Annotated in this window: 26 protein-coding genes; 14 read left to right on the top strand and 12 right to left on the bottom strand. The window is 51.1% G+C overall.

From position 1 onward, the window contains the following. Positions 1 to 57 precede the first annotated feature (57 nt). The 4 genes from SYNC_RS03155 to SYNC_RS03140 all read left to right on the top strand — a co-directional run bounded on the left by SYNC_RS03155 (position 58) and on the right by SYNC_RS03140 (position 4,179). A complete protein-coding gene (locus SYNC_RS03155) occupies positions 58 to 1,203 on the top strand; it encodes a hypothetical protein (RefSeq protein ID WP_148201821.1) in 1,146 nt (381 codons plus the stop codon). A 50-nt stretch (positions 1,204 to 1,253) separates the two neighbouring features. Further along, on the top strand, positions 1,254 to 1,676 hold the full coding sequence (locus SYNC_RS03150; RefSeq protein WP_167897141.1) for a hypothetical protein: 423 nt from the start codon (positions 1,254 to 1,256) through the stop codon (positions 1,674 to 1,676). Between the two features lie 26 nt (positions 1,677 to 1,702). Continuing rightward, positions 1,703 to 2,245, top strand: coding sequence for a hypothetical protein (locus SYNC_RS03145; protein WP_148201819.1), 543 nt, complete (start codon positions 1,703 to 1,705; stop codon positions 2,243 to 2,245). 422 nt (positions 2,246 to 2,667) lie between these two features. Further along, positions 2,668 to 4,179 carry a hypothetical protein gene (locus SYNC_RS03140; RefSeq protein ID WP_011618598.1) on the top strand — a complete coding sequence of 504 codons (1,512 nt, stop codon included), beginning with the start codon at positions 2,668 to 2,670 and terminating at the stop codon, positions 4,177 to 4,179. Positions 4,180 to 4,184: 5 nt separating this feature from the next. Here SYNC_RS03140 and lepA read toward each other — a convergent pair whose 3' ends face one another. Continuing rightward, positions 4,185 to 5,999, bottom strand: a complete 1,815-nt coding sequence (gene lepA / locus SYNC_RS03135) for a translation elongation factor 4 (protein ID WP_011618597.1) — start codon at positions 5,997 to 5,999, stop codon at positions 4,185 to 4,187. A gap of 89 nt (positions 6,000 to 6,088) precedes the next feature. Here lepA and SYNC_RS03130 point away from each other — a divergent pair, with 89 nt between their 5' ends. From SYNC_RS03130 to SYNC_RS03120, 3 genes are read left to right on the top strand one after another with little or no spacing between them, the layout of a single operon-like run. Beyond that, positions 6,089 to 6,418, top strand: a complete 330-nt coding sequence (locus tag SYNC_RS03130) for a multidrug efflux SMR transporter (RefSeq protein ID WP_011618596.1) — start codon at positions 6,089 to 6,091, stop codon at positions 6,416 to 6,418. 8 nt (positions 6,419 to 6,426) lie between these two features. Continuing rightward, positions 6,427 to 6,753, top strand: a complete 327-nt coding sequence (locus SYNC_RS03125) for a hypothetical protein (protein ID WP_011618595.1) — start codon at positions 6,427 to 6,429, stop codon at positions 6,751 to 6,753. 47 nt (positions 6,754 to 6,800) lie between these two features. Continuing rightward, the gene (locus SYNC_RS03120; RefSeq protein WP_011618594.1) at positions 6,801 to 7,937 is read left to right on the top strand and encodes a glycerol dehydrogenase; all 1,137 of its coding nucleotides are present in this window, start codon (positions 6,801 to 6,803) and stop codon (positions 7,935 to 7,937) included. On the opposite strand, the gene SYNC_RS03115 is transcribed toward SYNC_RS03120, so the two are convergent. Next, positions 7,938 to 9,407 carry a malate:quinone oxidoreductase gene (locus tag SYNC_RS03115; protein ID WP_011618593.1) on the bottom strand — a complete coding sequence of 490 codons (1,470 nt, stop codon included), beginning with the start codon at positions 9,405 to 9,407 and terminating at the stop codon, positions 7,938 to 7,940. 84 nt (positions 9,408 to 9,491) lie between these two features. Between SYNC_RS03115 and SYNC_RS03110 the strand changes: the two genes are divergently transcribed. From SYNC_RS03110 to SYNC_RS03100, 3 genes are all read left to right on the top strand, one after another. Next, the gene (locus tag SYNC_RS03110; protein WP_011618592.1) at positions 9,492 to 9,737 is read left to right on the top strand and encodes a NifU family protein; all 246 of its coding nucleotides are present in this window, start codon (positions 9,492 to 9,494) and stop codon (positions 9,735 to 9,737) included. 104 nt (positions 9,738 to 9,841) lie between these two features. Continuing rightward, complete coding sequence (locus tag SYNC_RS03105) at positions 9,842 to 10,696, top strand: hypothetical protein (protein ID WP_011618591.1); 855 nt, start codon at positions 9,842 to 9,844, stop codon at positions 10,694 to 10,696. Positions 10,697 to 10,981: 285 nt separating this feature from the next. Then, entirely contained in the window at positions 10,982 to 11,689 is a 708-nt protein-coding gene (locus SYNC_RS03100; protein WP_237699260.1) for a hypothetical protein, read from the top strand. On the opposite strand, the gene SYNC_RS03095 is transcribed toward SYNC_RS03100, so the two are convergent. The 5 genes from SYNC_RS03095 to SYNC_RS03075 all read right to left on the bottom strand — a co-directional run bounded on the left by SYNC_RS03095 (position 11,642) and on the right by SYNC_RS03075 (position 15,653). Next, positions 11,642 to 12,583 carry an alpha/beta hydrolase gene (locus tag SYNC_RS03095; RefSeq protein WP_041426363.1) on the bottom strand — a complete coding sequence of 314 codons (942 nt, stop codon included), beginning with the start codon at positions 12,581 to 12,583 and terminating at the stop codon, positions 11,642 to 11,644. The genes SYNC_RS03100 and SYNC_RS03095 overlap by 48 nt on opposite strands. Before the next feature lie 42 nt (positions 12,584 to 12,625). Continuing rightward, positions 12,626 to 13,336, bottom strand: coding sequence for a DUF4079 domain-containing protein (locus tag SYNC_RS03090; protein ID WP_041426362.1), 711 nt, complete (start codon positions 13,334 to 13,336; stop codon positions 12,626 to 12,628). A 341-nt stretch (positions 13,337 to 13,677) separates the two neighbouring features. Further along, entirely contained in the window at positions 13,678 to 13,944 is a 267-nt protein-coding gene (locus SYNC_RS03085; RefSeq protein ID WP_011618586.1) for a hypothetical protein, read from the bottom strand. Between the two features lie 540 nt (positions 13,945 to 14,484). Further along, entirely contained in the window at positions 14,485 to 14,994 is a 510-nt protein-coding gene (locus SYNC_RS03080; RefSeq protein WP_041426884.1) for a hypothetical protein, read from the bottom strand. A gap of 251 nt (positions 14,995 to 15,245) precedes the next feature. Then, on the bottom strand, positions 15,246 to 15,653 hold the full coding sequence (locus SYNC_RS03075) for a hypothetical protein (protein WP_011618582.1): 408 nt from the start codon (positions 15,651 to 15,653) through the stop codon (positions 15,246 to 15,248). 4 nt (positions 15,654 to 15,657) lie between these two features. Between SYNC_RS03075 and SYNC_RS03070 the strand changes: the two genes are divergently transcribed. Next, on the top strand, positions 15,658 to 16,878 hold the full coding sequence (locus SYNC_RS03070; protein WP_041426883.1) for an aminotransferase class V-fold PLP-dependent enzyme: 1,221 nt from the start codon (positions 15,658 to 15,660) through the stop codon (positions 16,876 to 16,878). Here SYNC_RS03070 and SYNC_RS03065 read toward each other — a convergent pair. Continuing rightward, positions 16,875 to 18,077 (bottom strand): hypothetical protein, encoded by a 1,203-nt coding sequence (locus tag SYNC_RS03065; RefSeq protein ID WP_148201818.1) that lies wholly within the window; start codon positions 18,075 to 18,077, stop codon positions 16,875 to 16,877. The genes SYNC_RS03070 and SYNC_RS03065 overlap by 4 nt on opposite strands. A 34-nt stretch (positions 18,078 to 18,111) precedes the next feature. Between SYNC_RS03065 and SYNC_RS03060 the strand changes: the two genes are divergently transcribed. Next, positions 18,112 to 19,320, top strand: coding sequence for an ABC transporter substrate-binding protein (locus SYNC_RS03060; RefSeq protein WP_148201817.1), 1,209 nt, complete (start codon positions 18,112 to 18,114; stop codon positions 19,318 to 19,320). Between the two features lie 45 nt (positions 19,321 to 19,365). Continuing rightward, on the top strand, positions 19,366 to 20,511 hold the full coding sequence (cax, locus tag SYNC_RS03055) for a calcium/proton exchanger (RefSeq protein ID WP_011618578.1): 1,146 nt from the start codon (positions 19,366 to 19,368) through the stop codon (positions 20,509 to 20,511). A gap of 4 nt (positions 20,512 to 20,515) precedes the next feature. Here the strand turns inward: cax and SYNC_RS03050 are convergent, their stop codons facing one another. From SYNC_RS03050 to yidD, 3 genes are read right to left on the bottom strand one after another with little or no spacing between them, the layout of a single operon-like run. Beyond that, entirely contained in the window at positions 20,516 to 22,027 is a 1,512-nt protein-coding gene (locus SYNC_RS03050; RefSeq protein WP_011618577.1) for a UDP-N-acetylmuramoyl-L-alanyl-D-glutamate--2,6-diaminopimelate ligase, read from the bottom strand. 25 nt (positions 22,028 to 22,052) lie between these two features. Beyond that, positions 22,053 to 22,361, bottom strand: coding sequence for a glutaredoxin family protein (locus tag SYNC_RS03045; protein ID WP_011618576.1), 309 nt, complete (start codon positions 22,359 to 22,361; stop codon positions 22,053 to 22,055). Further along, positions 22,342 to 22,608 (bottom strand): membrane protein insertion efficiency factor YidD, encoded by a 267-nt coding sequence (gene yidD / locus SYNC_RS03040; protein ID WP_011618575.1) that lies wholly within the window; start codon positions 22,606 to 22,608, stop codon positions 22,342 to 22,344. Before yidD ends, SYNC_RS03045 begins: the two co-directional genes overlap by 20 nt. A 79-nt stretch (positions 22,609 to 22,687) precedes the next feature. Between yidD and rpsD the strand changes: the two genes are divergently transcribed. Continuing rightward, positions 22,688 to 23,296, top strand: coding sequence for a 30S ribosomal protein S4 (rpsD, locus tag SYNC_RS03035; RefSeq protein WP_011618574.1), 609 nt, complete (start codon positions 22,688 to 22,690; stop codon positions 23,294 to 23,296). Between the two features lie 186 nt (positions 23,297 to 23,482). Here the strand turns inward: rpsD and SYNC_RS03030 are convergent, their stop codons facing one another. Then, positions 23,483 to 23,746, bottom strand: coding sequence for a hypothetical protein (locus SYNC_RS03030; RefSeq protein ID WP_011618573.1), 264 nt, complete (start codon positions 23,744 to 23,746; stop codon positions 23,483 to 23,485). Positions 23,747 to 24,014 lie beyond the last annotated feature (268 nt).

Here is a 24,014-nt window from a genome sequence, read left to right as displayed (position 1 = left end):
AGTGATCGTAAACTATTTCGGGAGGATTCACAGGGGAAAATTCAGGCTTTTTATCGCATGCGAGGCTACTCAAGCCCAAGCAAAACTGGAGTAGGAGAAGGAGTCTTTGAGGTTGAAGGCGTCGTCAAACGCATCAACAATTCTGGCGAAGAGCAGATGCTTGCTCGTACGCTCCTGACCCGCTCCCTCTATGTGAATGGAAGCGTTTCAAATGAGAATGATTGGGGTGTATTAACAGCCCAATATTTGGATTTAGGCCCAGCCCAGATCGTCGGGCCAGGAAGCATTCTTCATTTGGTCCAAACCAATCAGCCCTATCTCCGTACTGACGGATGCTCAAGCGACACACTGCTCACAGAAGCACGTGGACAAACCGATAATGACAACCAATTGGGATTACGGATCTGGCCTGTCTTGAATAGAACTCTTCCACCGAGCAACCTTTATGCAATCAGACCCAAGATTGATGAGCATATTTGGAGTTTTGATGACACAAAAAATCAATGCGGACCACGCAGGAATCGCTCCTCTATTTGCATTAGAGACAAAACAGATAGCCGTCGGAGAGCACCTATGGATGTTATACGGGAAGGCAATTCAGTGCGCATTCCCGCAACAGCGATTTGCCCTGGCCACAGTGGCGACTGCCATATCTATGTGGAGCACATCAACTTACAAAAAAACTCTCGATTGCTGATCGAAAACGACAGCCGTCCAGTGGTGCTGCACATGGAATTACCCCAGGGTGCTTCACCCTCTCCATCCGGAATGAGTGGAGGAATCCAGCTAGGAAACAACGCTCAAATTTGCGGGGTCAATACTGGATCCGACGATAGCTGTAACAACAGACCTGAACGCCTTGTGATCACAGCCAGTTCTGGAGATTCACCTCAAAACTGCCAACCATCACAGCAGCAACTGAAGATACAAGGAGTGAGCCTTCCTTCCGCCATGGTGTCTCTACCCCGTGGAAGCGTCCATCTAACCGGTGATACTCAACTACGAGGAATGATCTGGTCCCATGCATTCTGTGCGAATGGACATCAACTCAAACTCACCACAACCGACATAGGCAGCAATCAACACCTCAGCATGCAAGCAGGTGAACTATGGGAGTGGAAGAACAGTGGTTTCACTGGCATTGGACGCACCATCAACCGGGGGATTCTTGGCACTGGGATCGACACATTCCGTCAGTGGTAGTTATGCGAAATCAATGCAGCAACTCCTGCGAAGGATTTACCCTCCTAGAGGTGCTAATCGGAGCCCTAATCCTGGCAGGGGTGATGATCGGCATCAGCAGAGTCTCAATCTCTGCACTCACCAGAACCAGCATCGAACAACAGCGAAGTCGTATCGAAGCAGAGATCAACAGCAATATGCAACTCATTCAGCAAGCGAATAGTCGTCTCACCCTGGAATCCATCCCACCCCTCGATCGAGAGCGAGCGTGCTCGGCACCAGAAGCCTATTTAATTTCCCGAATTAATCAGGCTGGCGCCACTCAGCATGTTCCACGACCAGCCATGGCCGAACGCACATTCACGATCACCTCTCTAGGAGAGGGGTGGGATGTCATTGAAGTCGCTTATCAATTCCAAGCACCAGAGCAAACCATCTCCACAGAACAGAGAATGGTTGAACTTCATCCAACCTTTGCTCCCCGTTGTCGATGAGAGGCATAAGGTCGGGTGGCTTCACAATGCTGGAGGTTCTCGTGATCGCGACGATTGCAGCGCTCACAGCAAGCTGGATGCTACCGACATTTCGTCGTCAACGTCTTCAGGGAGAAGTTGACCAGTACTCGCGTCTCGTCGAAGTAGGCCTTTTTAATCTGCGCACGCGCTTGCGTGAAGAGCGCCTCTCACACTGCATTTGCTTTGAGGCAAACAATTGGGCGCCTCCATCATCAATGGGATTAGAGCGGCAACAACCTGATGGAAGCCAAGCCGAACCTCTGAATCATTGCAGCGAAGAAGATCCTTCTAGCCGTCTGAGGGTCATGAATTTAGAGGGAAGTCGCATGAGTAAAACAGTGCAAGCACGATCTCTGGAATCGAAATTTTGCATCAGTCCACCGGGGACAAGTGCCACTCCTCAGACGCTCACGCTTCTACTGAAATCGATCCAAAGCGATTCTGACCCAAACCTGTTGGTGCGATGCCTACACATGAATGGCAATGGCTACTTGATACGAGGCAACTGGAACCAATCGACGCAAACATGCCAACCCAAATGGGGGTAACCACAAAAGAGCAGGCACCACAACCCTGGATCACTTGAAATAATTCGGCCTCTTCCCTCATCAACGATGGGATTAGAGCGCCAACAACCCAATAGCAGCTAGCCGAATACCCTTCTAAACGTGCAAGGAAAGCTTCAAAGCGAGTCTGGCCCAGGACGCCTGACGCAATGCCTACAGATAAATGGCAACGGCTACTCGGTAGAGGCAATTGGGAGCTAACGCCTCAGGCATATAGACCTGAGCACAGATGACAGCCATGAAAGTGGCACAAAAAAGCTGGTTGTTCATCGCCGCATTTGCGCAACGCGTCTATCAATGGATTGTCGTCTTTGCGCATAACTCGTCTCATGCTTTCGCGCAAGCCCCTTGCTCAAAGATTGACCGCAGCACGAAAAGCTCGTAGGAGTCCAAACGGATTCGGCATGGCCGAAGCCGTGATCTCGCTTGGTGCGAGTGCTGTTCTCGTGAGCGCCTCAGCTGCTGCATTGTCGACAACCGGGTCCATCATCAGCCATACGGGAGAAAAAACATCTCTTCGCCAGAACGCCTCAGGTGGCTTGCGCTTGATGGGATCAGAAGTTCAACGGGGCTTGCACTTGTTGATCAAGACAAAAGACACGCCGAAAGCTGAGCTAGCCCATACAGATTTAAATCATCAACAATATTCGTCCTCGATCCAGGAATGTGAAGCGATTGCCATTGATAGGAAACGCGCTTTCCAACCTGCCTTCGGCATTCGCATGGCTGAGCTTGACAGGCCAGTGATTTATGGACTGAGCACCAGTGCCCGTGGCAACGGCTACGCCCTTGAACGCTGTGGAGCACCGCTCACCATGGATGGACGCTACGGCGAAGTGGCTGAGACGTATATCGCACCTATTCTCCAAGATATCGGTGTGATGCCATGTCAGGGCAACCCAGACACTTGTAATTCCCAAGTGAATCCCGATGGAACCGAAAAGTCTCTGAATGACATCGTCAAACAACTTGATTTAGATTTTGCAGTCATTGCGAACCACGGCGAACGTACACCAGCTCGAGTTGCAAAGGAACCCGCCTTCGCCATTGAAACCGATTCTGCTCGCAAACTCATAAAAATTGTGAGTCCAAAAACCGAAGAAGAACAAAATCCAAGTTATCTAGAAATCAAAAATGGCTTGCGCAGTGTTAGCCGACACGACCTTCATTTCGCGATGTATTCTCGCGCATCTAAAATCGAAGATGCAAGCTCCAACGAGCAAGGAGCACTCCTAAATGGAGCGTTCTTCCGCAACATTAGTTCAAATCGTGTGCGCTTTTTACTCGATGGATCAGGATCCATGAGTGCCTGCATTCTTTGGGGCAGTGGCCGCGGCCAACGACGCACATATTGGAACGGCAACCGCTATATCTCAACTCGAAAAATCTGTGCACTAACACGGATGGAATCTCTTCAAAATGAATTAGTCATGATCATCAATGGTTTACCTGATAACACCAAGATCAACATTGAATCTTTTAGCTCGAGAGGATATCTCAACCACAGGAGATGGAAGCCTTCTGTCGACGGCCTTATCTCCTTAGACGATTCTGAAACACGTCAATCAGCGATTTCTTTTGTACATTCACTAAACGATGGAAGCGTTACACGCTGGGGCGGCACCATTCCATGGGATGGATTAGATACAGCACTCAATGATGAAGAGACCGATACGCTTTATTTCCTCTCCGATGGAGAGCCGAATACCAACCATCAAGGTCGGCAATGGACAAACGATGAATTCAGTTCAACTGTTGACCATTACATTTCAAAAAACGATCAACGCGGCAAAAAAATAACTATCAATACAACCGCACTTGGCTTAAACTCAAACTGGATGAAAGATTTAGCCAATCGCAGCACTGGAGACTACTTAATGATTGACAAGAACTACATCACAGTGGCCCAACAATAAACATTTCAAGGGGTTTGATTTAATTTCAGAACAGCCATGAAGGCCTCCTGCGGCACATCCACCTTGCCCATTGCTTTCATCCTTTTCTTACCCTTCGCCTGCTTCTTCAAAAGTTTCTTCTTGCGCGAAATGTCACCGCCATAGCACTTGGCCAACACATCCTTACGAATCGCACTAATACTCGTACTCGCAATGATTCGGCTACCGATGGAAGCCTGCAAGGGGATTTTAAATTGCTGGCGAGGAATCAATTCCTTGAGCTTTTCAACTAAGCCCTTGCCCACGTTGTAGGCCTTATCGCGGTGCACGATCGTCGTGAGGGGATCGGCTCTTTCAGCATTAATCAACACATCTAAGCGCACAAGTTCATTCTTGCGATATCCAATCAGGTGGTACTCCATCGAGGCGTATCCCTGGGTACGAGTCTTCATTTGATCGAAGAAATCAGTTACCACTTCCGCTAAGGGCAATTCATAAATCAAGGTCACACGTTCCTTCGTGATGTATTTCATATCGAGATACTCACCCCTACGCTCTTGGCATAAGCCCATTAACGCTCCATTAAAATCATTAGGGGCATAGATCTCCATACGCACATACGGCTCCTCAATGGATTCACGCTGCTGAGGATCCGGAAGTGTGGCCGGATTATCCACCAAAATTTGCTCACCATTGGTCAAATTAACGTTATAAATCACTGATGGAGCGGTAACTATCAGATCCAAGTTGTATTCACGTTCCAAGCGTTCTTGCACAATCTCCATGTGCAACAGGCCGAGGAATCCACAACGGAAGCCAAAACCCATCGCACTGCTGGTTTCAGGTTCAAACTTCAGCGCTGCATCAGAGAGCTGCAATTTGTGCAGGGCTTCCCGTAAATCCGGGTATTGATCAGCTTCCGTGGGGAACAAGCCGCAAAACACCATCGGCTTGGCTTCCGCATATCCAGGCAGCGGTGCATCAGCTGGCTCATTCAGCAAGGTAATTGTGTCTCCCACCCGAGCATCAGCCACGGCCTTGATCGATGCCGCGAGATAACCCACCTCTCCGGCATGGAGCTCGTCCACCTTTTTCTCATCCGGAGCCATGATCCCGACCTCATCGAGTTCATAGGTTTTGTTGCTCGCCATCAACAACACTTTGTCTTTGCGACTAATGCTTCCGCTCATCACACGGAAGTAAACAATCACTCCGCGGTAAGGGTCGTAATAGGAATCAAAGATCAGAGCTTTAGTGGGCTCTTTCACCGTGTCGGCAGGCGGTGGAACGCGGTCCACGACTGATTGAAGAATTTCTGGAACGCCTAGGCCTGTTTTGGCAGAGCAAGGAATCGCATTGGAGCAATCCAAACCGATGATCGCCTCTATCTCCTCCTTGATGCGATCGGGATCTGCACCCGGCAAATCAATCTTGTTGAGCACAGGAATGATCTCGAGATCGTTCTCCAGTGCCATGTACACATTGGCCAGGGTCTGAGCCTCCACCCCTTGGCTTGCATCCACAACGAGCAAGGCCCCTTCACAGGCCTGAAGGCTCCGGCTCACCTCGTAGGAGAAGTCCACATGGCCTGGTGTGTCGATGAGATTGAGCACGTACTCCTCACCATCCGCCGCCTTGTACTTCATGCGTGCGGCTTGGAGCTTGATCGTGATCCCCCGTTCCCTCTCCAGCTCCATGTTGTCTAGGAACTGCTCTTGCATGTCCCGATTAGCCACAGTTCCGGTGTCTTGCAGCAAACGGTCAGCCAACGTCGACTTGCCGTGGTCGATATGGGCAATGATGCAAAAGTTGCGAATCCTTTTGACGGGAGCGTCGGTCATGCGGTTAGCGAAATCCCGGCTCGGGCTTCTGATGTAGGCAGTACGCCAATCCTAAGGAGCCGCCACCAATTCGATGAGAGAAACGCTTCATGCCCGCACCCTGGATTCTGTTAATGCTGGCGATCGGTTCCGAAGTGATTGGAACCTCCTGCCTCAAACTCTCTGAGGGTTTCAGCAGGCCAATTCCCACACTCGTTGTGCTGGCCGCTTACTCCACCTCGATGCTGTTGCTCTCTCGAGTGGTGCAGACCATTCCTCTCGGCATCACCTACGCCCTATGGAGTGGAATCGGGATCATCGCCATCGTGCTGGTTGGCTTGCTTGCCTACAAGCAAGTTCCCTCCCCAGGTCAGCTAGTGGGAATCGCCACAATCACAGCTGGGGTGATCATCGTGAATCTCACTGGCAAGCATCCCTGAACACAGCAATGGATCTCCCGCACATCCCCCTTGGATGGATCAAACCTGCCCTGAGCGTGGCCGCATCCCTGACCATGGCGGCACCTTTCGCAACATCAGCTTTTTCATGTGAGCTGCACCAACCCCAGCAGCTAAAGGATGGGACACCCCTCAAAGAGCAGACCACCCAGTTTGTTCCTGAGGATCACAAAGGAATGGTTTGCATGGCGATAGCACCTCAATGCATGACAAAGAAGCAGTGGGCGGCTCATTGCCTCAGCCAAAACAATGCGATCGAATCGAAAAGCTGCCGTGACGCACTCGATCGACCCGATCCAAACCCAGAAGCAATCTGACGACTGCACGAACATTGGCTATCGGGAGGGAGGTACTCCCAGCTCCCATGGCCTACCCACTGGAACAAGGCTGCATTCATCAGCGTCCGCTAGCCGTGCTGGCGTCCCCTGGTCGCTACGTGCAAGGTCCAGGGGCAACGCATGAACTCGGTCGAGAGTTAAAACGATTGGGGCTGGCCGATTCTGTGTTGTTCATTGCTGGCGGTACAGCACAGCGCTGCCTAGCCCGCATCTGGCAAGCAGAGCTCCCGCCCCTTGGCCTCACCCCTGTGATTGAAACCTTTGGAGGGGAATCCAGCGAAGCGGAAATTGATCGTCTTGTTGAACTTGCCAAAACCCATACGTTCACAGCAGTTGTGGGCGCCGGTGGTGGCAAAGCATCCGACACCGCGCGCGCCGTCGCGAACGAGCTGGAACTTCCCGTGGTGATCACCCCCACCCTGGCAAGCACAGATTCCCCTTGCAGTGCACTTTCAGTGCTGTACACGGAGCAAGGGGAGATGCTGAGTTATCGCTTCTATACCCGCCATCCTGCGTTGGTGCTCGTCGACACCACAGTGATCGCGCAGGCTCCTAAACGACAGCTCGTGGCCGGCCTTGGCGATGCACTTGCCACCTGGTTTGAAGCCAGAACGGTGCGCCAGAGCCACGTGAACAATCAGTTAGGGGGCAAGCCCACGACATCGGGAACAGCCCTGGCAAAGCTTTGCCACGAGATCCTGCTAACCGACGGTCCTGCCGCTTGTGCCGCAGTGGATGCAGGTGTTGCGACCCCAGCACTGGAACGCATCGTTGAAGCCAACAACCTGCTTTCAGGTCTTGGCTTTGAAAACGGCGGACTTGCTGCTGCGCATGCGGTTGCCAACGGCTTCAGCATGATTGCCGGCAGTCACCGCATGCTCCATGGAGAGAAGGTGGCCATGGGCCTCCACACCCAGTTGGTTCTCGAAGGACAACCTCAATCCGAAATTTGCGAAATTTTTGAGTACTGCAGAAGCGTGGGGCTTCCCACCACCTTGGCCCAATTGGGAGTCAACGCCGATAGCGACAAAGACATTCAAACCATTGCTGAACGTGCAGTGATGCCTGGAGAAACCATCCACAACGAACCCTTTGAAGTCAGCGCCGCTGCCGTGGACTGCGCTCTCAAAGCCGCCGATCAACAAGGGCGCGCCTATGCCTAATTAGCGCGCAATCTGCAACCCAAGTAGTGCATCACTGCGATCTCGGCTGCGCTGAAGGAGCTCTCCATTCGCATTGAGATCTTGCCCATAGCTCGGCAATAACGCTTGCAAGCGCTGCTGCCACGTCTCCGAGGCCAAGCGATCAGGAAAACAGCGCTGAAGAATTTCCAACATGATCTCAACGGAAGTGCTGGCGCCAGGAGACGCTCCCAGCAGTGCAGCCAACGACCCATCAGCGGCTGACACCACTTCGGTACCCAATTGCAAACGCCCCCCAGCCGAGGTGCGTTTGATGATCTGTACGCGCTGACCAGCCACCGACAAGGTCCAATCTTCCGTGCGAGCGGTGGGAAGAAAAGCTTTTAACGCCTCCATTCGCTCCTCACTGCTCTGGCGCAGTTGATTCACGAGATAACGAACCAGCGGAATGTTGTTCACCCCAACTTGAAGCATGGGCAACAGGTTGGAGGAGCGCACAGAACGAGGAAGATCCAGCAAGGACCCCTGCTTCAAAAACTTGCTGCTAAACCCGGCATAAGGCCCAAACAACAGGGACCGCCGGCCATCAATCCAGCGGGAGTCGAGGTGGGGCACTGACATCGGCGGAGCCCCCACCTTGGCTTTGCCGTACACCTTGGCGAAGTGATGCTCCGATAAATCCGGGTCATTGCACACCAGCCATTGACCGCTCACAGGGAAGCCGGCATAAGCAGTCGCTTCAGGAATCCCCGAACGCTGAAGGAGGGGTAGGGCACCACCACCAGCTCCAAGGAACACAAACGGCGTCATCACGACGCGGCGTCCAGAGGGGCCGCGCAATTGCAGCTCCCACCCCTCTGCTTGGCGATTGAGATCAGAGACCGAGGTCCCGAACACCAGATCAAGGGCCCCCGACGCTTGCAAGGGAACAAACAGGGAGCGAGACAAAGCCCCGAAATCCACGTCTGTGCCGCGTTCAATCCTGGTTGCAGCAACCGCGATTTGAGGATCACGCCCAGCCATCACGAGCGGAATCCACGACGCCAGCTCAGCCTCGTCGCGGCTCCAATCCATGGCCGCAAACGCAGGCAGTGACTTCAACTGCTCATAGCGCTGGCGCAGGTAGGCCACATCTCCCTCACCCCACACAAAACTGATGTGAGGCACACGGTGGATGAAACAAGACGGATCTAATCGACCCCGCTCAGACAGAGTCGCCCAAAACTCGAGGCTGCTTTCAAAACTCGCATTAATCGCCAGCGGCTTTTCGGTTGAAATCGTGCCGTCAGCCTGAAGAGGCGTGTAATTGAGCTCACAGTTGGCGGCATGGCCCGTGCCAGCGTTATTTCCCGCAGCGCTGCTTTCTAAAGCTGGTGCTTCTAAACGTTCAACAACCAACAACTGCAACTCTGGATCGAGTTCATGAAGGAGAGTTGCAAGGGTGGCGCTCATGATCCCAGCACCCACGAGCACAACGTCGTAGCGGTCCAAGGGGCGAACAGATCTGCTGTCGACAGGCTATGAGGCCGAGTGTCGGCAAAATGCCTACAATCGCTTCAATTCGAAGTTCGAGCGATGAGCACCGAGACCATGGCCCTCACAAACGAGAACGTGGAAAAAGTGCTTGATGAACTACGACCCTTCTTAATGGCCGACGGTGGCAATGTAGAAGTTGTAGAAATCGATGGACCGGTCGTAAAAGTTCGCCTGCAGGGCGCTTGCGGAAGCTGCCCCAGCAGCACCATGACTTTAAAGATGGGGATTGAACGCAAGATGCGCGAATCGATTCCCGAGGTGAGCGAAGTCGTTCAGGTTCTATGAACAGATATTTATTAATGAACAGATATTTATTAATAAATATATATTTGCTGATGAGCAGATGTGTATTAAATAACAGATAAACTTGATTTAGCAATCAGGGCTGCATGGTTACCGAGGAACAACTCACAGCCCTCGATCTGACTCTGTGGCTTGGATCCACCGATCTAGCGGGTGATTTTGATTTCACTAGCCAAAGCACCATTTCCCGACGGAACCAAAAAGTCCTCAAACGATTCGGGATCGATCTGAAACGCAGCAATTCTGAACTTTTGGTTTCGGGGGAGCTCCTACTTCTGGATCTGGAGCGGCAGGTTCACCAAATGGCGAGACTCAAACTCGAGCGAGGCCTACGACTTCAGGCTCCCTTCTGGCTTCAGCAAGGCCCTGGCATCGTTCTTCCCAAGGGCTGGAAAATGAACTCACCGCGAGCAGATTTCAGCTGCACAGATCCGATCACTCTAGTCAGAGAGCACGTTCTGGATGCTTGCCTGGCCACACCAACGCAGATACCTGACGATCGCGACGATCTCTTCATCCTTGAACTTCAAAAACGCCCGATTAACCTCACGCTGCTGCATCGCACAAAAGAGAGCCAAGGCGACCTCGAAGATGGCTTCCAATGGAGCCTGGAGAACGGCAATCTGGAGCTGAAACTGATGCCCTTCCTGCCTGCCAGTTGTTGCGACCGCTCCAAACAGTGGTTTGATCAGTTGCTCATGACCAGCAATCTCAGCCGAGAGGACAGCACTGATCTTCGGCCATCAAGGCATTCAGGTGAAAGCTTTTTAATCGCTTATCTCACACCGGAAATGCGAATCGCTCAGCCTATCGCAAACAAGGTGCATGAACACTTCGAGCCCTACACCTACACCGAACACCTGATAGTCCTGGCGCAACACACCAACGAGCCAGCTATCCAGGCTTTAATTGAGAACCTGCAGCAACAAATTGGCCACTGAAACTGCACTATTCCGATCAAATACTTGACTCTTTGCTCATGGACGGGGCAACAAGATCTACGACCTGTGCCCGAGTTCACATTGACCTCATAATTCAAAACATTACTGATCGCAAAAGCCAAATTACCACCGATTAAAACGTCAACAACCAATTACTCGATGCCGCAATTTAACGCGATGAGTCAACAACAACATGAAGAATGTTTGGCTTCAGAAAAGAGGCCACACTGAAACAGTCTTTAGGCGTTGGCAGCAGTGCTCTGGATCTCTTCAATTATTTGCGTGATGGCGATCGCCAGTGCTCATTGGCTCGCAAGCAAGATGGCAACTCAACCTGATCGCGAACAGGTGCGTTGGGCTTCTTTTGGAGGCGGGGCAGGAATGGCCTACGTCTTTGTGCACTTATTGCCAGAGCTTGCCAGTCATGGCCAAGCCATCTCGGAAGCCCCTGGGATGAAAACCTTTGCCCCTACCCCGATCACAGAAGCGTTGCTATTTCTCATCGCCCTCGTGGGAATCATGCTGACGTACAGCCTTGACGTGCTTGCCACCCATGAGCGACAGGCTGGAAGGGTTGCAAGCTCACTGCACACTCTCAATTTCGCAGCGATCAGCTACCTCTACGCCTATTCCCTTCCATCCCTGATCAGCACCGGGTTGGCCTACGGAGTGTTGTTCACCATTGCCATCTGCGCCCATGTTCTCCTAGCCGATCGGACCATGGCCGCCCGTCATCCCGCCACCTTCCGGACACGTACTCGCTGGTTCGGAACCGCAGCCCTGGTCCTGGGCCTGTTGCATGCAGCACTCTTCCACCCAGTGGCCGACCTCCATCTCGCCATCGCAACGGCATTTATTGGAGGGGGACTGCTGATCGCCGTGTTCCGAGAAGAGCTCCCGGCAGTGAATCGCACGCGCCTTGGCTGGTTTGTGGCTGGAACCGTATCAATGACCAGTCTTCTGCTTCTTGCTCTCACCCATGCCACTCACTGAGGAAGCATGAATGGCAGCGAATCCTTCGCGTAGGAAGAGGGCTGCCTCAGCCGTAGCGCGTTGGCCAGGCAAAAAGTCACGTGAAAATAGCTGCCCACAATGAATCATTCCAGGCACCACGTGCAAAGCCACATCGTGTCCTGCTGTTTTCAAAGTTGAAAAACAAGCGATGGCATCACTGAGCAGTACTTCACGATCACCAACCTGAAACAATGTACGGGGAAAGGAGTTGTAATCCTGCTGCATGCAAAAAACATCTCGGGCATCAAACGAACCATCATCTGGCAGATAATGGGAAGAGATGGCCTGGAGTCGCTGCAACGACACAAGATCATCGCTGGCATTAAAAACAACAGACTCCCTTCCATAACTAAAGTCCATCACCCCTGCCATCACCAATGCCAGCGAAGGCATCGGCAAGCTCTTGCTCTGACAACGATGCAGTAATTGCGTCACTAATGTTGCGCCAGCGGAAATTCCCGCAACAGCGATGGCCTCAGATCGATAGCCCTGCGCTAACAACCAGCGATAAGCCTCTTCTGCATCATCAAGTGGTGCAGGAAAACAATTATTCGGGCACAAACGATAATCAACTCCGAGAACACTGACACCAGAATCCTCCACAAGTGAGGCAATGAGTTGCAAGTGATCGTCAGTAGACCCCATGGTGTAGCCCCCACCATGGAAAAACAAACTTACAAAGTTGCTACGGCCAGAGGGAGGATCAATCCAGGTGTAGAGCGTGTCCTCAACAGGAGAACAACGAACACGCGTTACAACATCCGTCTGAAAGCTTCGATAGAGAGCAGAAAAAGCTTGCGACATCGCCTCAAGCTCATTTCCCCCCAAGCTGACACGTTGTAAAAACAGTGCCTTCAACTCTGCAGAGTCCATGGGTTGAAGCCGCAACCCTCTCTCTTTAGCCAGAGGGATCAGTCAAGACTGTGCATTCGGATCCAGTGAAGGACAGGTCTTGGCATTGAAGTCACAGGCATAGATCGTGGATTTCTGCCAACTGAGGGGAATCTCAAGAAGGTCTCGGGCTCCTGTGAGGCCTTGCGTCAAAAACAACAAGGCCGCAAGCACGTTGGCTGTGACATGCAAACGACGGATGCGAATGTCACGCAGGATCTCGATGCGAGCTCCCAGAGAAAACAACATCAAGCCCGTCACCCCAACGCCAGCCCAGTAATGAGACTGCCAAAACCCAGGCGTCAAGGGGTTATCCGAAAGCCTCCAAACCTCCGGTTGGGCACCAAGCCCCAACACTCCGGCCCAGGTGATTAGAGAAAAAGCCAACCTCAATCCAGGCCTCTTGCAACGCCAAAGGGCGAGGAGGCTCACGATCGTTCCACACAACACAAGCAACAGCTGAATTGCACGCGTAAGGCCTCCTTCAAACTGAGCAAGCGGAGCCTTCGTGCCAATCACAACAGAGAGCGCAATCAAAACCACCACCACCACCGCGGCTGCGAGCCAACGCCCCAGATCGCTGTGATCACGCCCCACCGTGGCGGGGAGTTTCTGGTTCTGGAGCCGACGTGCACGCGTCTGGACTGCCAAGCGCACCACGACGCCAATCAACGGATAGACCAACACGACTGCAAGGAAAGGATGCAAGATCCACAACCAATCAACGGCGGCCATGCCCAAGTAAGCATCAACTCAAAACGTAGCCATGATGCGAAAAATGCGGAGGCCACCCAAGATACGCTTCATCATTGTTGCGATTGAGCACTCAATCGTGCCAACAAAAGGTTTAGAAAGCTCAGCACCTACGTGAAACAATGAAAACAACAGCAGCATTGTCAACAATAATTTCAAAAGGCCTGAATAGAAATACCTTATAGAGGCTTAAAGATTGACTCAATCATGTATAAACCACAAATAAAAACTACTTTAAAATGAAAGTGGTTCAAGTTCAAATTAGCAAGCCGGTTTAACCAAGAACCAGCTGGAAAGCTTTGCAACTCAGACGCTGGATCTGATCAATCCTCTGATTCCTGATCACCGCTGACCAAGAACGGCTCGCTTGCCCCTGGCTCATCGTTATCCAACACAAAGGCGCGGGTTAGGTCATCGCTTTCAAATGCCATAAGCCCCTGATCTGGATCGACTGCATTCATCTCGGGATGGTTGTTGACTAAAAGCTTGTGGTTTTTCCATTTCTTCCAAAAGCCAAAAACTTTTTCCGTCAGGTGGACGATCAAGGCAAGATTTACCAACACGAGGGCCAGAATCATCAATGCCTGCATACGGACCTAGCTCTGTTTTGATCATCCTAGTAACGCTTCACGTTCTTGCCTGTATCAATTACGGCCCTTATGCCTTCAGCCCAGATGATCTTGAGCCGTCCTCCTGGCCCCCAAACCAACCTCGCCATACATACTGATGGTGGAGGTCTTTCAGGAGCTCTGACCAAAAGGAAGCTTTTGTGAGCTGACAGTCAGAGGCTTCTAGACAATTCGAAGAATCGACAGAATGGTCATCAATGATGACAAACGAGATTAATGACGTTGAAGTCGCATAAAAAATCTGCTTCCACAAAGCCCTTGTTTCATTGACTTGAAGCCCTTTCCCTCAAGCGACATTCTTTCGCAGACCCTCTGCAAGACATGCACATTGACCTTGAAGGCTTGGAAAACATTGATGGATTCTTAGGCCTGAACCAGTGAACGATTCAAAAAACATCTCTTTTTTGGCAGCACTGCGATCATCCCGATCAATGGGAGAGCTTGGTTAGCAGCCACTAAAAACCCCCATTGACAAGATCAGGGCATTGGGAAGAAACGAGTTCATGCATCATGAGCAACCTCAGCCGAGGCCGTCGGAGCATGATTCAGAGCAGAAGGCTTTTGCCCAGAACAGGTCAGACACCCCCCATTAATTCGATAAGGCGCAAGGTGCCCTCTCAGACATACCGTGCCACGAAAAAACAACACCTGCCCCAGCTCCCTGGCATGAGCATCAGTAAGGGGCAAAGTGAGCCATCCATCAGGAACAACGCCTTTCAGTAGAGATCGACGCTCCTGGGCATCGATGCGTCGTTGACGCTCTTCCCGGTCATTTTTGGCGCAGACACCTTCAACCTGAAATTCTCGAGAACAATCAAAACAGGCCGTCACTATGGGCTTTTTACGAGCTGCGTTGTGCGAAAGCTTGTCGCCTGGAACCTCACGATCCTGACCACAAGAGCATCGACACCACCAATAGGCATTTCCGCTTTTGGTGCGACGCTCTGAGGCACGGATGACCGTGAGCTTTCCGTACACCTCGCCAACTCGGTTCCGGGGCTTGGATGGCATCAGGAATGGCAATGAAATGACCTGCCAGGTCATTCTGGCTCAGCATTGATACAAGAGTCGTAGCAGCTGTACTAGGCGACAAACGGCAAGCAGAATATGATCATGATACGCAGACTATGACTCAACAATCTGAACTCATCATGGATCACTTGGCCACGCAAAAGACAGGAATCAAGAATAAGATTTTGACAACTTGATCGATCATTGAGGCGACAACTTTTCGATCACTAAAAGAACAAATAAAATTCAATTTATTGTGCAAGAAAAGCAATCTTCTTCACAAAACGAGTCCAATCAACTCCTCCATCACGGCTAGTGGCACTGGATGCACTGTGATCCTCAATCAATAGAGAGTCGTCATGGATGTGATCAGATTTCCGGCCGGCAATGTCAGCCATACGACAGCGAATCAAAGGCTGGAGGGTGATCCACAACCAAGCCAGGACTGCCACTGAGTTTGAACAGAGCCCCTTCTCATCCCTCACCCTCTTGCGCAGGCCCCGGGCATGCGCCTCTTTCAGCGTTGTGCCACCTGGCTCTTTCCACTGTTTCTTGCCAACGTGAGACTGACAATCGCAGGGCACACCACGCTGCAGCTGGTAGCTGGCCCGTGCTTTGACGATGTAGTCAGGAACCTTTCGGAAGACCACCTTGACCAACGGCTTGCCCCCCGCAAACAGCAGTACCCTCCGCGATCTCTGTCCAGCACTGGGCAACAAGGTCTACTTCAACTACGGCGGTCAGGGCCCGTTGCCAACGCCTTCGCTAGAGGCCATGACCACAAGTTGGCAGCGCATCCAAGAACTGGGCCCCTTCACCACGGATGTATGGCCGTATATCAGTGCGGAAACAAACAAAACACGTGCGTTACTTGGTCGCATGTGTGGTGTGGCACCCCATCGCCTCGCACTCACCGAAAACGTCACCAGCGGTTGCGTTCTTCCCCTTTGGGGACTGCCCCTCAAAGCAGGTGATCGTCTTTTAATCAGTGATTGCGAGCACCCGGGAGTCGTCGCCGCATGCCATGAACTTGCCAGACGAGAGCATCTGGAAGTCGACAACCTCCCTGTTCAACAATTCAGACAAGGACGTGAGGCACAACACGAAACCGACGCTGGCGTCCTTCAAGCCTTGGAAGACTCCTTAATGCCACGTACCAAAGTAGTGGTGCTGTCCCATCTGCTCTGGAACACCGGACAGCTAATGCCAATCCCTGCGGTCGCAGACCATCTTCGTCAGCATGCTCAGCAACCATTTCTGCTCGTGGATGCAGCCCAAAGCATGGGGCAAATTCCTGTTGAAGCAGCAGCGCAGGCCGCTGATATTTATGCATTTACTGGGCACAAATGGGCCTGCGGACCCGAGGGACTAGGAGGCGTGGCCTTATCAGAAAGAATCCTCAATCAAGCCAATCCAACGCTCATTGGCTGGCGCAGCCTGCGCGATGAAACGCGCGCCGTCATCGATGATCCAGAACCGTTTCACCACGACAGCCGACGCTTTGAGATTGCAACGAGCTGCGTGCCACTGATGGCAGGGCTTCGTCAATCGTTGCGCTTATTGGCCAACGAGGGCAATGAGCAAGAGCGCCTCCAAACCATCCAATCCGTTAGCAGTGAACTGTGGAGGCAACTCAAGGAGCTTCCAGGAACCACTCCTTTGCTCAAGGGGGAACCGCCAGCAGGTTTGGTGAGCTTCCAAATCAACGATCCATCAGGGCAAAGTCCTGCTGAAGTCGTACAAATCCTCGGGAGAAGCGGAATCTGGATCCGCAACCTAGAAGAACCCATCTGCCTAAGAGCTTGTACGCACATCACCACCAAACCAAACGAGATCAGCCGATTCGTGGATGCTCTTGAACAACTACTATCCCCGAATCATTAAGAGCCTGGAGGGATCAAGACCCAGGCCGTCACAACAGCAACAGAACAAAACAACACCATTGAAAGAGGCCAGACCTCATCGAGAAGTTCAAGTCGTTTGGAGAGATTATCGCGTGCCTCTCCAAGGGGCATTCTCTCCATATCGGCATAACGGCGTCCAATCCAAACCAACAACACAAATGCAAATAATGTGATGACGTAAGCAATCACGTAAACCAGATCGAGGAAAGTAAGAAAAGGAAGATCAGGGAGTTCACCTCGATACACCTGCTGCAAGAACACCAACGTCAACAACACAGTGACAGGAATTCCTGCTCGAGCATCTTGCTCATCAGGGCGGATTTTGAAGACAAGAAGTACCATCACCATCACAACCAACAAAGGCAACATCAAGCGCCAAAAAGAGGACCACGACGAAGTTCCGAAAGTGATGTCATAGACAATGAGACTGTAATCCCGGTCCAACCCACCAAGACCAAAATTGGTTGCATAATTATGGCGATACTCAGCAATCGACCAACCACGATTCAACCAACCAATAATTCCTGTTCCCGCATAAAGGCCCATCCCACTATTTCGAATATCAGGCTCAAAACGCAGCTTCGTATAGCCAAGCCCTCCCGCGACATCATCAGCTTCAATCGCGATCGGCAAACTAATAGTGAGGAACGGGAACCTCTTAAAAGTTGCACTATCAATATAAAATCGACCAACATAAGTATAAAGCTGGTAATACGTACCATCAGACAAGACTGCTGGCTTATCCTGCACAGGATGCAACACAGGATCCGCATCAGACAACAACGCATTAAGCAATGAAATGTGCTCTTGCAAATCTGTATTATTAGCCTCTAAGTAATCCTGGAGAGGCTGCTTCCAGCGCATCCACACGTAGCCATTGGAGGAGAAACTAGGAATACTTAAGTCAAGATCGTAGGTACTATTTGAATACACTCCAATCTTCACATGGTATTTCGCATCATCGAGTGCTTCAATATCAGCTTGAATTTCACTACCGCTTAACGACTCTCCTCTCTGTGAACTCCAGCCATCGCGAGGGAGACGATCCGCTGATGTGGTTAATGCCCGAGAAGCTGAAGAAAGACGCAGGGAATCACGGCCTGGCACTTGATCAACATTTAGACTAGTTACTCCAATAATGGAAAGCAAGGCTGCCAGAACAACTGACGCGATCGCCAAGATGTTCCACTTTCTCCGTCTTCGAACCTTCGTCATGAAAAAAAGAGCAGCAAATCACAAAAGCGTTTTACCAGTTAAGCTCATAGCAACAATTCTTCGTCGAAGTACCCTCATAACATTTGGGCTTAGTCTATCGATAGCTGCCACATCAGCCCAACAAAAAGACACCCAAATTACCTCTGATAGCAAGAATACGATCCTCCTAGGCCAATCCTTACCACTGAGCGGACCTTCGGCTCAAATAGGAAAAAAATATCAGGCCGGCGCCCAAGCATGGTTTAACGAAGTGAATCGACAGGGAGGAATCAACGGAAAAAAAATACGTTTGATCAGCCTTGACGACCAGTATGAGCCTGAACTGACCATCAGCAATACCAAAACACTGCTCGAGAAACCCAACCTTCTTGCTCTCTTTGGCTATGTAGGCACACCCACAACGAAAGAAATACTTCCATTCATTGAAGAAAGAAAAGTTCCCCTCATCGCCCCTCTAACAGGTGCCTCAATCCTGCGTGATGAAAAATTAAAAATGGTAGTGAACTTAAGAGCCAGCTATCAGATGGAAATAGATAAAATTGTTGACAGTCTTGTTCGTAATGCACGACAAAAAATAGCAATCATTTATCAGGATGATGCCTTTGGGAAAGATGGCCTGAAGTCTGCAGAATCAGCCCTGAAAAAGCATGGCCTGAAGCCAATTGCGACCGCAACCGTTCAAAGGAACTCTGCCAAAATCCAATCAGCACTTCAAGTGCTGATATCCAGCCAACCAAACGCCATTATCATCATCTCAACGTACGTGAGCTCGGCAGCGTTAAGCAGAGAGTTACTGAAAAGGGATGTTAATGCTCAGATCATGAATGTGTCTTTTGTTGGCACCAGAGCCCTGGAACAATCATTGCCTGTAGGGCTTGCCAATGGCATTGGGGTGAGCCAAGTGGTTCCCTTTCCTTGGGATCGCTGGATTCCAGTGGTCGCAGACTATCAACGGCTCATGCGCGTGAATAATTCTTCAGCTCGATTTGGTTTCACAAGCTTGGAAGGATTTATGGCTGCTAGATTAATCACCGAAGGCATCAAGAAGGTTCAAGGGCCACTTACAAAAGAGAGCCTAATCAAAAGCCTGAAGTCGATCAAAAAAGTAGATTTAGGAGGATTTCAGTTAGACTTATCAAGCAACAATAAGCAGGCAAGCGACTACGTTGAGCTCACATTTTTTGGGGCACAACAATGGGAGCCATAAATTTAACCTTAACAAAAATCCCAACCCAATTATTCCAAACGATACATGCACTCAAACGTTAACCAAACCGACGACCCCATACCGAAAAGCCTCACTTCCTCCTTCGTAGACTCCGGGCGTTGGAAATTCATTCCAGCCCTCACAATGTTGGGGCTTACACAGTTGGCCTCAATGCAGGAATGGCCGACTCTCATTTGTTTCATTGTTTCAGCCACAGGCATCATTCCTATTGCGCTGCTACTAAGTGATGCAACTGAAGAAATTGCAGAGCATAGTGGGCCAACCATTGGAGCAATCTGCACTGCCGTCTTTGGGAATTTTGCGGAATTTATCATTGCCCTATCGGCCCTAAGACTTGGCCTCATTGATGTCGTCAAAGCAAGTATCACCGGAGCAATTCTTTCGGATCTGCTACTTGTTACAGGCGTAGCAATGCTTGTTGGAGGATTGAAATATAGCGAACAAAGTTTTCAAGAAACCATGGTTCGCACCAACGGAGCGGCCATGACATTAGCTGTCATGGCGATGGCCCTACCTGCGTCCCTCATTAGTACATCAGGGATTGATGATCCCGTTGCAATTCACGGTTTATCAATGACCGTTGCGGTGATTCTCATCGCTATTTACGTCTTAACTTTAATCTTTTCTCTTGCAACTCACAGCCATCTCTTTGACCCCCAACATATTAAAAACGATGCGACTGAGCTACCGCAAGAAGCGGCAAAAAGCATAAATCTATTGCCCTGGATCGTACAATTAATCCTTTGCACTTCACTTTTAGCCTATCAGTCTGAAAGCTTTGTTCACTTTTTAGAGCCTGCAACAGAGCAGCTTGGGTTTAGCGCCTTATTTACCGGAATCATCATTATTCCGATCATTGGAGGCTTTTCCGAGTATGTGCCTGCTGTAAAAGGTGCCTGGAAAGATCAGATGGATCTACCAATCTCGTTGGCAATGGGTTCCAGCTTGCTCGTTGCCCTACTCATCGCCCCAGCACTGATCATTATCGGATCTCTCATCGGCCAGCCCATGAATCTTGACTTCACAGCATTTGAAGTCATAGCCCTCATCTTTAGTGTCTTAATTGTGAATCTGGTCAATATGGATGCCAAATCCAATTGGCTTGAAGGTGTTCTCCTTTTAGGAATGTTCGCAATTTTTGGAGCAGCTTTTTACTACTATCCAAGTTAAGTCTTTAAAAAATCAGCTTGTCTTGCAGTGCTTTTAGAGCTTGTTCGCGGTCATCAAAATGAACTTTCTGGGTCCCCAGAATTTGATAATCCTCATGACCTTTACCGGCAATGAGGACAAGATCGTGAGAGCCAGCATCCTTAATCGCACCAGCAATGGCTTCAGCACGGTCGAGCATCACCGTTAACGCAGTGCCGCTAGGAATTCCCTCAACAACATCATTCAGGATTTGTTGAGGATCTTCTGTGCGTGGATTATCAGAGGTCACCACCACAGCATCAGCAAGCTCTGCCGCAATCGCAGCCATCTGCGAACGCTTGCCACGATCTCTATCACCACCACAGCCAAACACACAAATCAGCTTGCCATCTGCAAAGGGCCGACAGGCGTTGAGTGCGCTGCTTAAGCCATCTGGAGTGTGGGCGTAATCCACCAAGACAGTGGGCAGCTCTCCCCCCTTTCCGTCCACAACCACCCGTTCCATCCGACCAGGAACGCCCCTGAATGTACTGATGGCTTCGAGAAGCGCCTCCAAAGGGAGACCCTGCTGAAGCAAGACTCCAACCGCCTGCAACAGGTTCATCACATTGAAGCGACCTAGCAGAGGCGATTGGAAGGATCCCTCACCCAAAGGACTCAACAGGCGGCCTTCGACCCCAGAAGAGCCCATCACCAAATCAGACATGGTCAGTTCTGCATGCGCTGAACCCTCAGATAACGAACTCCGCCAACAGCGATCGCCCAACCGCTCCGCTAAGTGTTTCCCCCAAGGATCATCAATATTGACCACAAACTGAGCCCCCTGATCAGCCACAAGAGGTGGTGCAAAAAGCCGAGCTTTGGCTTCGAAATAAGACGCCATCGTCTCGTGGTAATCGAGATGGTCCTGCGTGAGATTGGTAAACACAGCGCCGGAAAAACGACATCCAGCCACCCGATGCTGATCAAGTGCATGGGAGCTCACCTCCATGGCCGTTAACTGAGCTCCAGCGGCATAGGCCTCAGCGAGCTGAGCTTGCAGCCGATCCGCGACGGCTGTGGTGTGTGTCGCCGTAACGCTGTGGCCAGGCCAGCGATTGAGAAGGGTTCCAAACAGAGCAGAAGGACGTCCACAGGCCGAACTCAAATGTTCAATCAGATGGGTGGTAGTGGTTTTGCCATTGGTGCCAGTGACCCCAATCAACCCGATGCGCTCACTTGGGTGATTCCAAAAAGCTGCCGCCAACTCACCGGCCCAGCGAGCAACCGGATCAGGCACCACCAGCACCGCATCGCTTTGCTCAGGGGGCAGAGTTGCTGCTGCCGCAGAGCCAATCAAGACCGCGGAAGCCCCATCAACAAGGGCCTTGGGCCAAAAGCTTCCTCCATCCACACGCCCGCCAGGAAGACCGATAAACACACTCCCAGGGCCAACGCAACGGGAATCACAGGTGATCGATTCGATCACTGCATCAGACAACCCCTGGGGCACAGGCAAACCCACCGAATGAAGCAGGGCGTGGAGTCTCTGGGTCATCGCTGGGTCACCACAGATGGGTTTTCTAATCCGAACCTGCCGCAGTGGCGCAAACCCGCTGCAACCAATTGCGTAATCCATCCCCACTCAGCCTGGGAGACACGCGCGGAAGCTCCGTATCTCCTAGGACTAAAACTGGAACCTCAAGGTCAAAACGCGCTCGCAGAGACGCTGCACAGTCGGGAGCGTCAATGTCCACCACAACGAGTGTCAGAGGATCGATGTCGTGTTCAAGGTTGAGATCTCGCAAACGCTGTTCGAGCCCCTCACAGAGGCAACAACCAGCCCTGCTGTAGAGAATTAATCGCCGTGAATCAATCGGGGACGGGGTCACAGCCGCAGGGGGTAAAGGGATGACAGCGCAGCAAACGACGCAGGGTTAACCAACCACCACGCCAAGGGCCATGGCGCTGAATCGCCTCGATACCGTAAGCACTGCAGGTTGGAATGAACCGACAGCGAGGGCCGATCAAGGGGGAAATCCAACGGCGATACAACTCGATCAGCGCAAGCATCACCGCACTGACAATTCGATTGAAAGGATTGGTGCTGCCGGCAGATAGGATGGTTGATTCGTGCATGTGATTCCACGGTGCGGGCCACAAACCCAGCATGGCGGATTCTCGCTTGAGCGCGAACCCAATTCATCCCTTCTTTCCTATGTCCAGATACCGCGGCCCTCGCCTGAGGATCACGCGGCGCTTGGGAGACCTTCCAGGTCTCACCCGGAAGGCCGCAAAACGGTCCTATCCACCCGGTCAGCACGGCCAAGCCCGTCGCAAGCGCTCCGAATACGCAATCCGCTTAGAAGAAAAGCAAAAGCTTCGCTTCAACTACGGCGTTTCTGAACGTCAACTCGTGCGCTACGTGAAGAAAGCGCGTGCTCAGGAAGGTTCAACAGGAACCAACCTGCTCAAACTGCTCGAGAATCGTCTCGACAATGTTTGCTTCCGCATTGGATTTGGTCCAACCGTGCCAGGCGCCCGCCAGCTGGTGAACCATGGCCACGTCACCGTGAATGGACGGGTCACCGACATCGCCAGTTATCAGTGCAAGGCTGGTGATGTGATCGCTATACGCGAACGCAAGTGCAGCAAACTGCTTGCCGAAGCGAATCTTCAATTCCCAGGACTGGCCAACGTGCCTCCTCACCTTGAGCTCGACAAACCCAAGCTCAGCGCCAAAGTGATTGGCCGTGCTGAACGCGAATGGGTAGCCCTTGAGATCAACGAACTCCTGGTTGTGGAGTACTACTCCAGAAAGGTCTGATGTTCAATCCCGGATTTCGATCTGGGACTGTTTTCTTTCCATTTCAATTCCTGTTGGCCTTGGACATCAAGCCAGCAGGATTTTTTATGCCAAGATTGACAGTAAAAGTCCATTAAATCGTTCAAGCATGAATGCTATAAAAGCGACAAGTCCTCTTCAGCAGGCAAAGAGCAAAGCGAAAAGTTCCTAAGAATCTCCGAATCCATTCGCTTTTTTCGAAGACTTCTTGGTCTTTGCCTTTTTTAGATCAGCAGGATGCTTTTCGAGAGGTTCATCATCCTTAAAAAAGACTCCGTCAAGCCATACAGTGATGATGTAAACAACAATCAAAACCGGAATCAATACAGCCCATTGATTTGGAAATTCATAAGGAATCTGCTGAATGCCAAAAATCGCCAAATAACCGGTGATTAAAGTAAATATAAAACGGCGGATACTAGCTTGATTCAAAAGAAATTCTCAACACAATAGAACTATAACGCTCCCCAACAAGCCCCTTCAACAATCTCAATTATTCTTGCCACAACCATTTCAATTCATCCATTATGGATGCTTTCATTGGGAAACACTTTTGCTCGTACAGGCCTGATTCTCAGCAGAGATCGAGCATTCTGGATCCTTTTCTCCATATTGACTAGGCTCTCGCATAGCCCAGTACTCATCGACAACACCAAGCAAATAAACCACGGCTTTTTTGAGTGATTTCCTCAGACCCATG

It is taken from the genome of Synechococcus sp. CC9311, assembly GCF_000014585.1.
Taxonomy (GTDB): domain Bacteria; phylum Cyanobacteriota; class Cyanobacteriia; order PCC-6307; family Cyanobiaceae; genus Synechococcus_C.
This window is presented reverse-complemented; position numbering and strand designations above follow the sequence as displayed.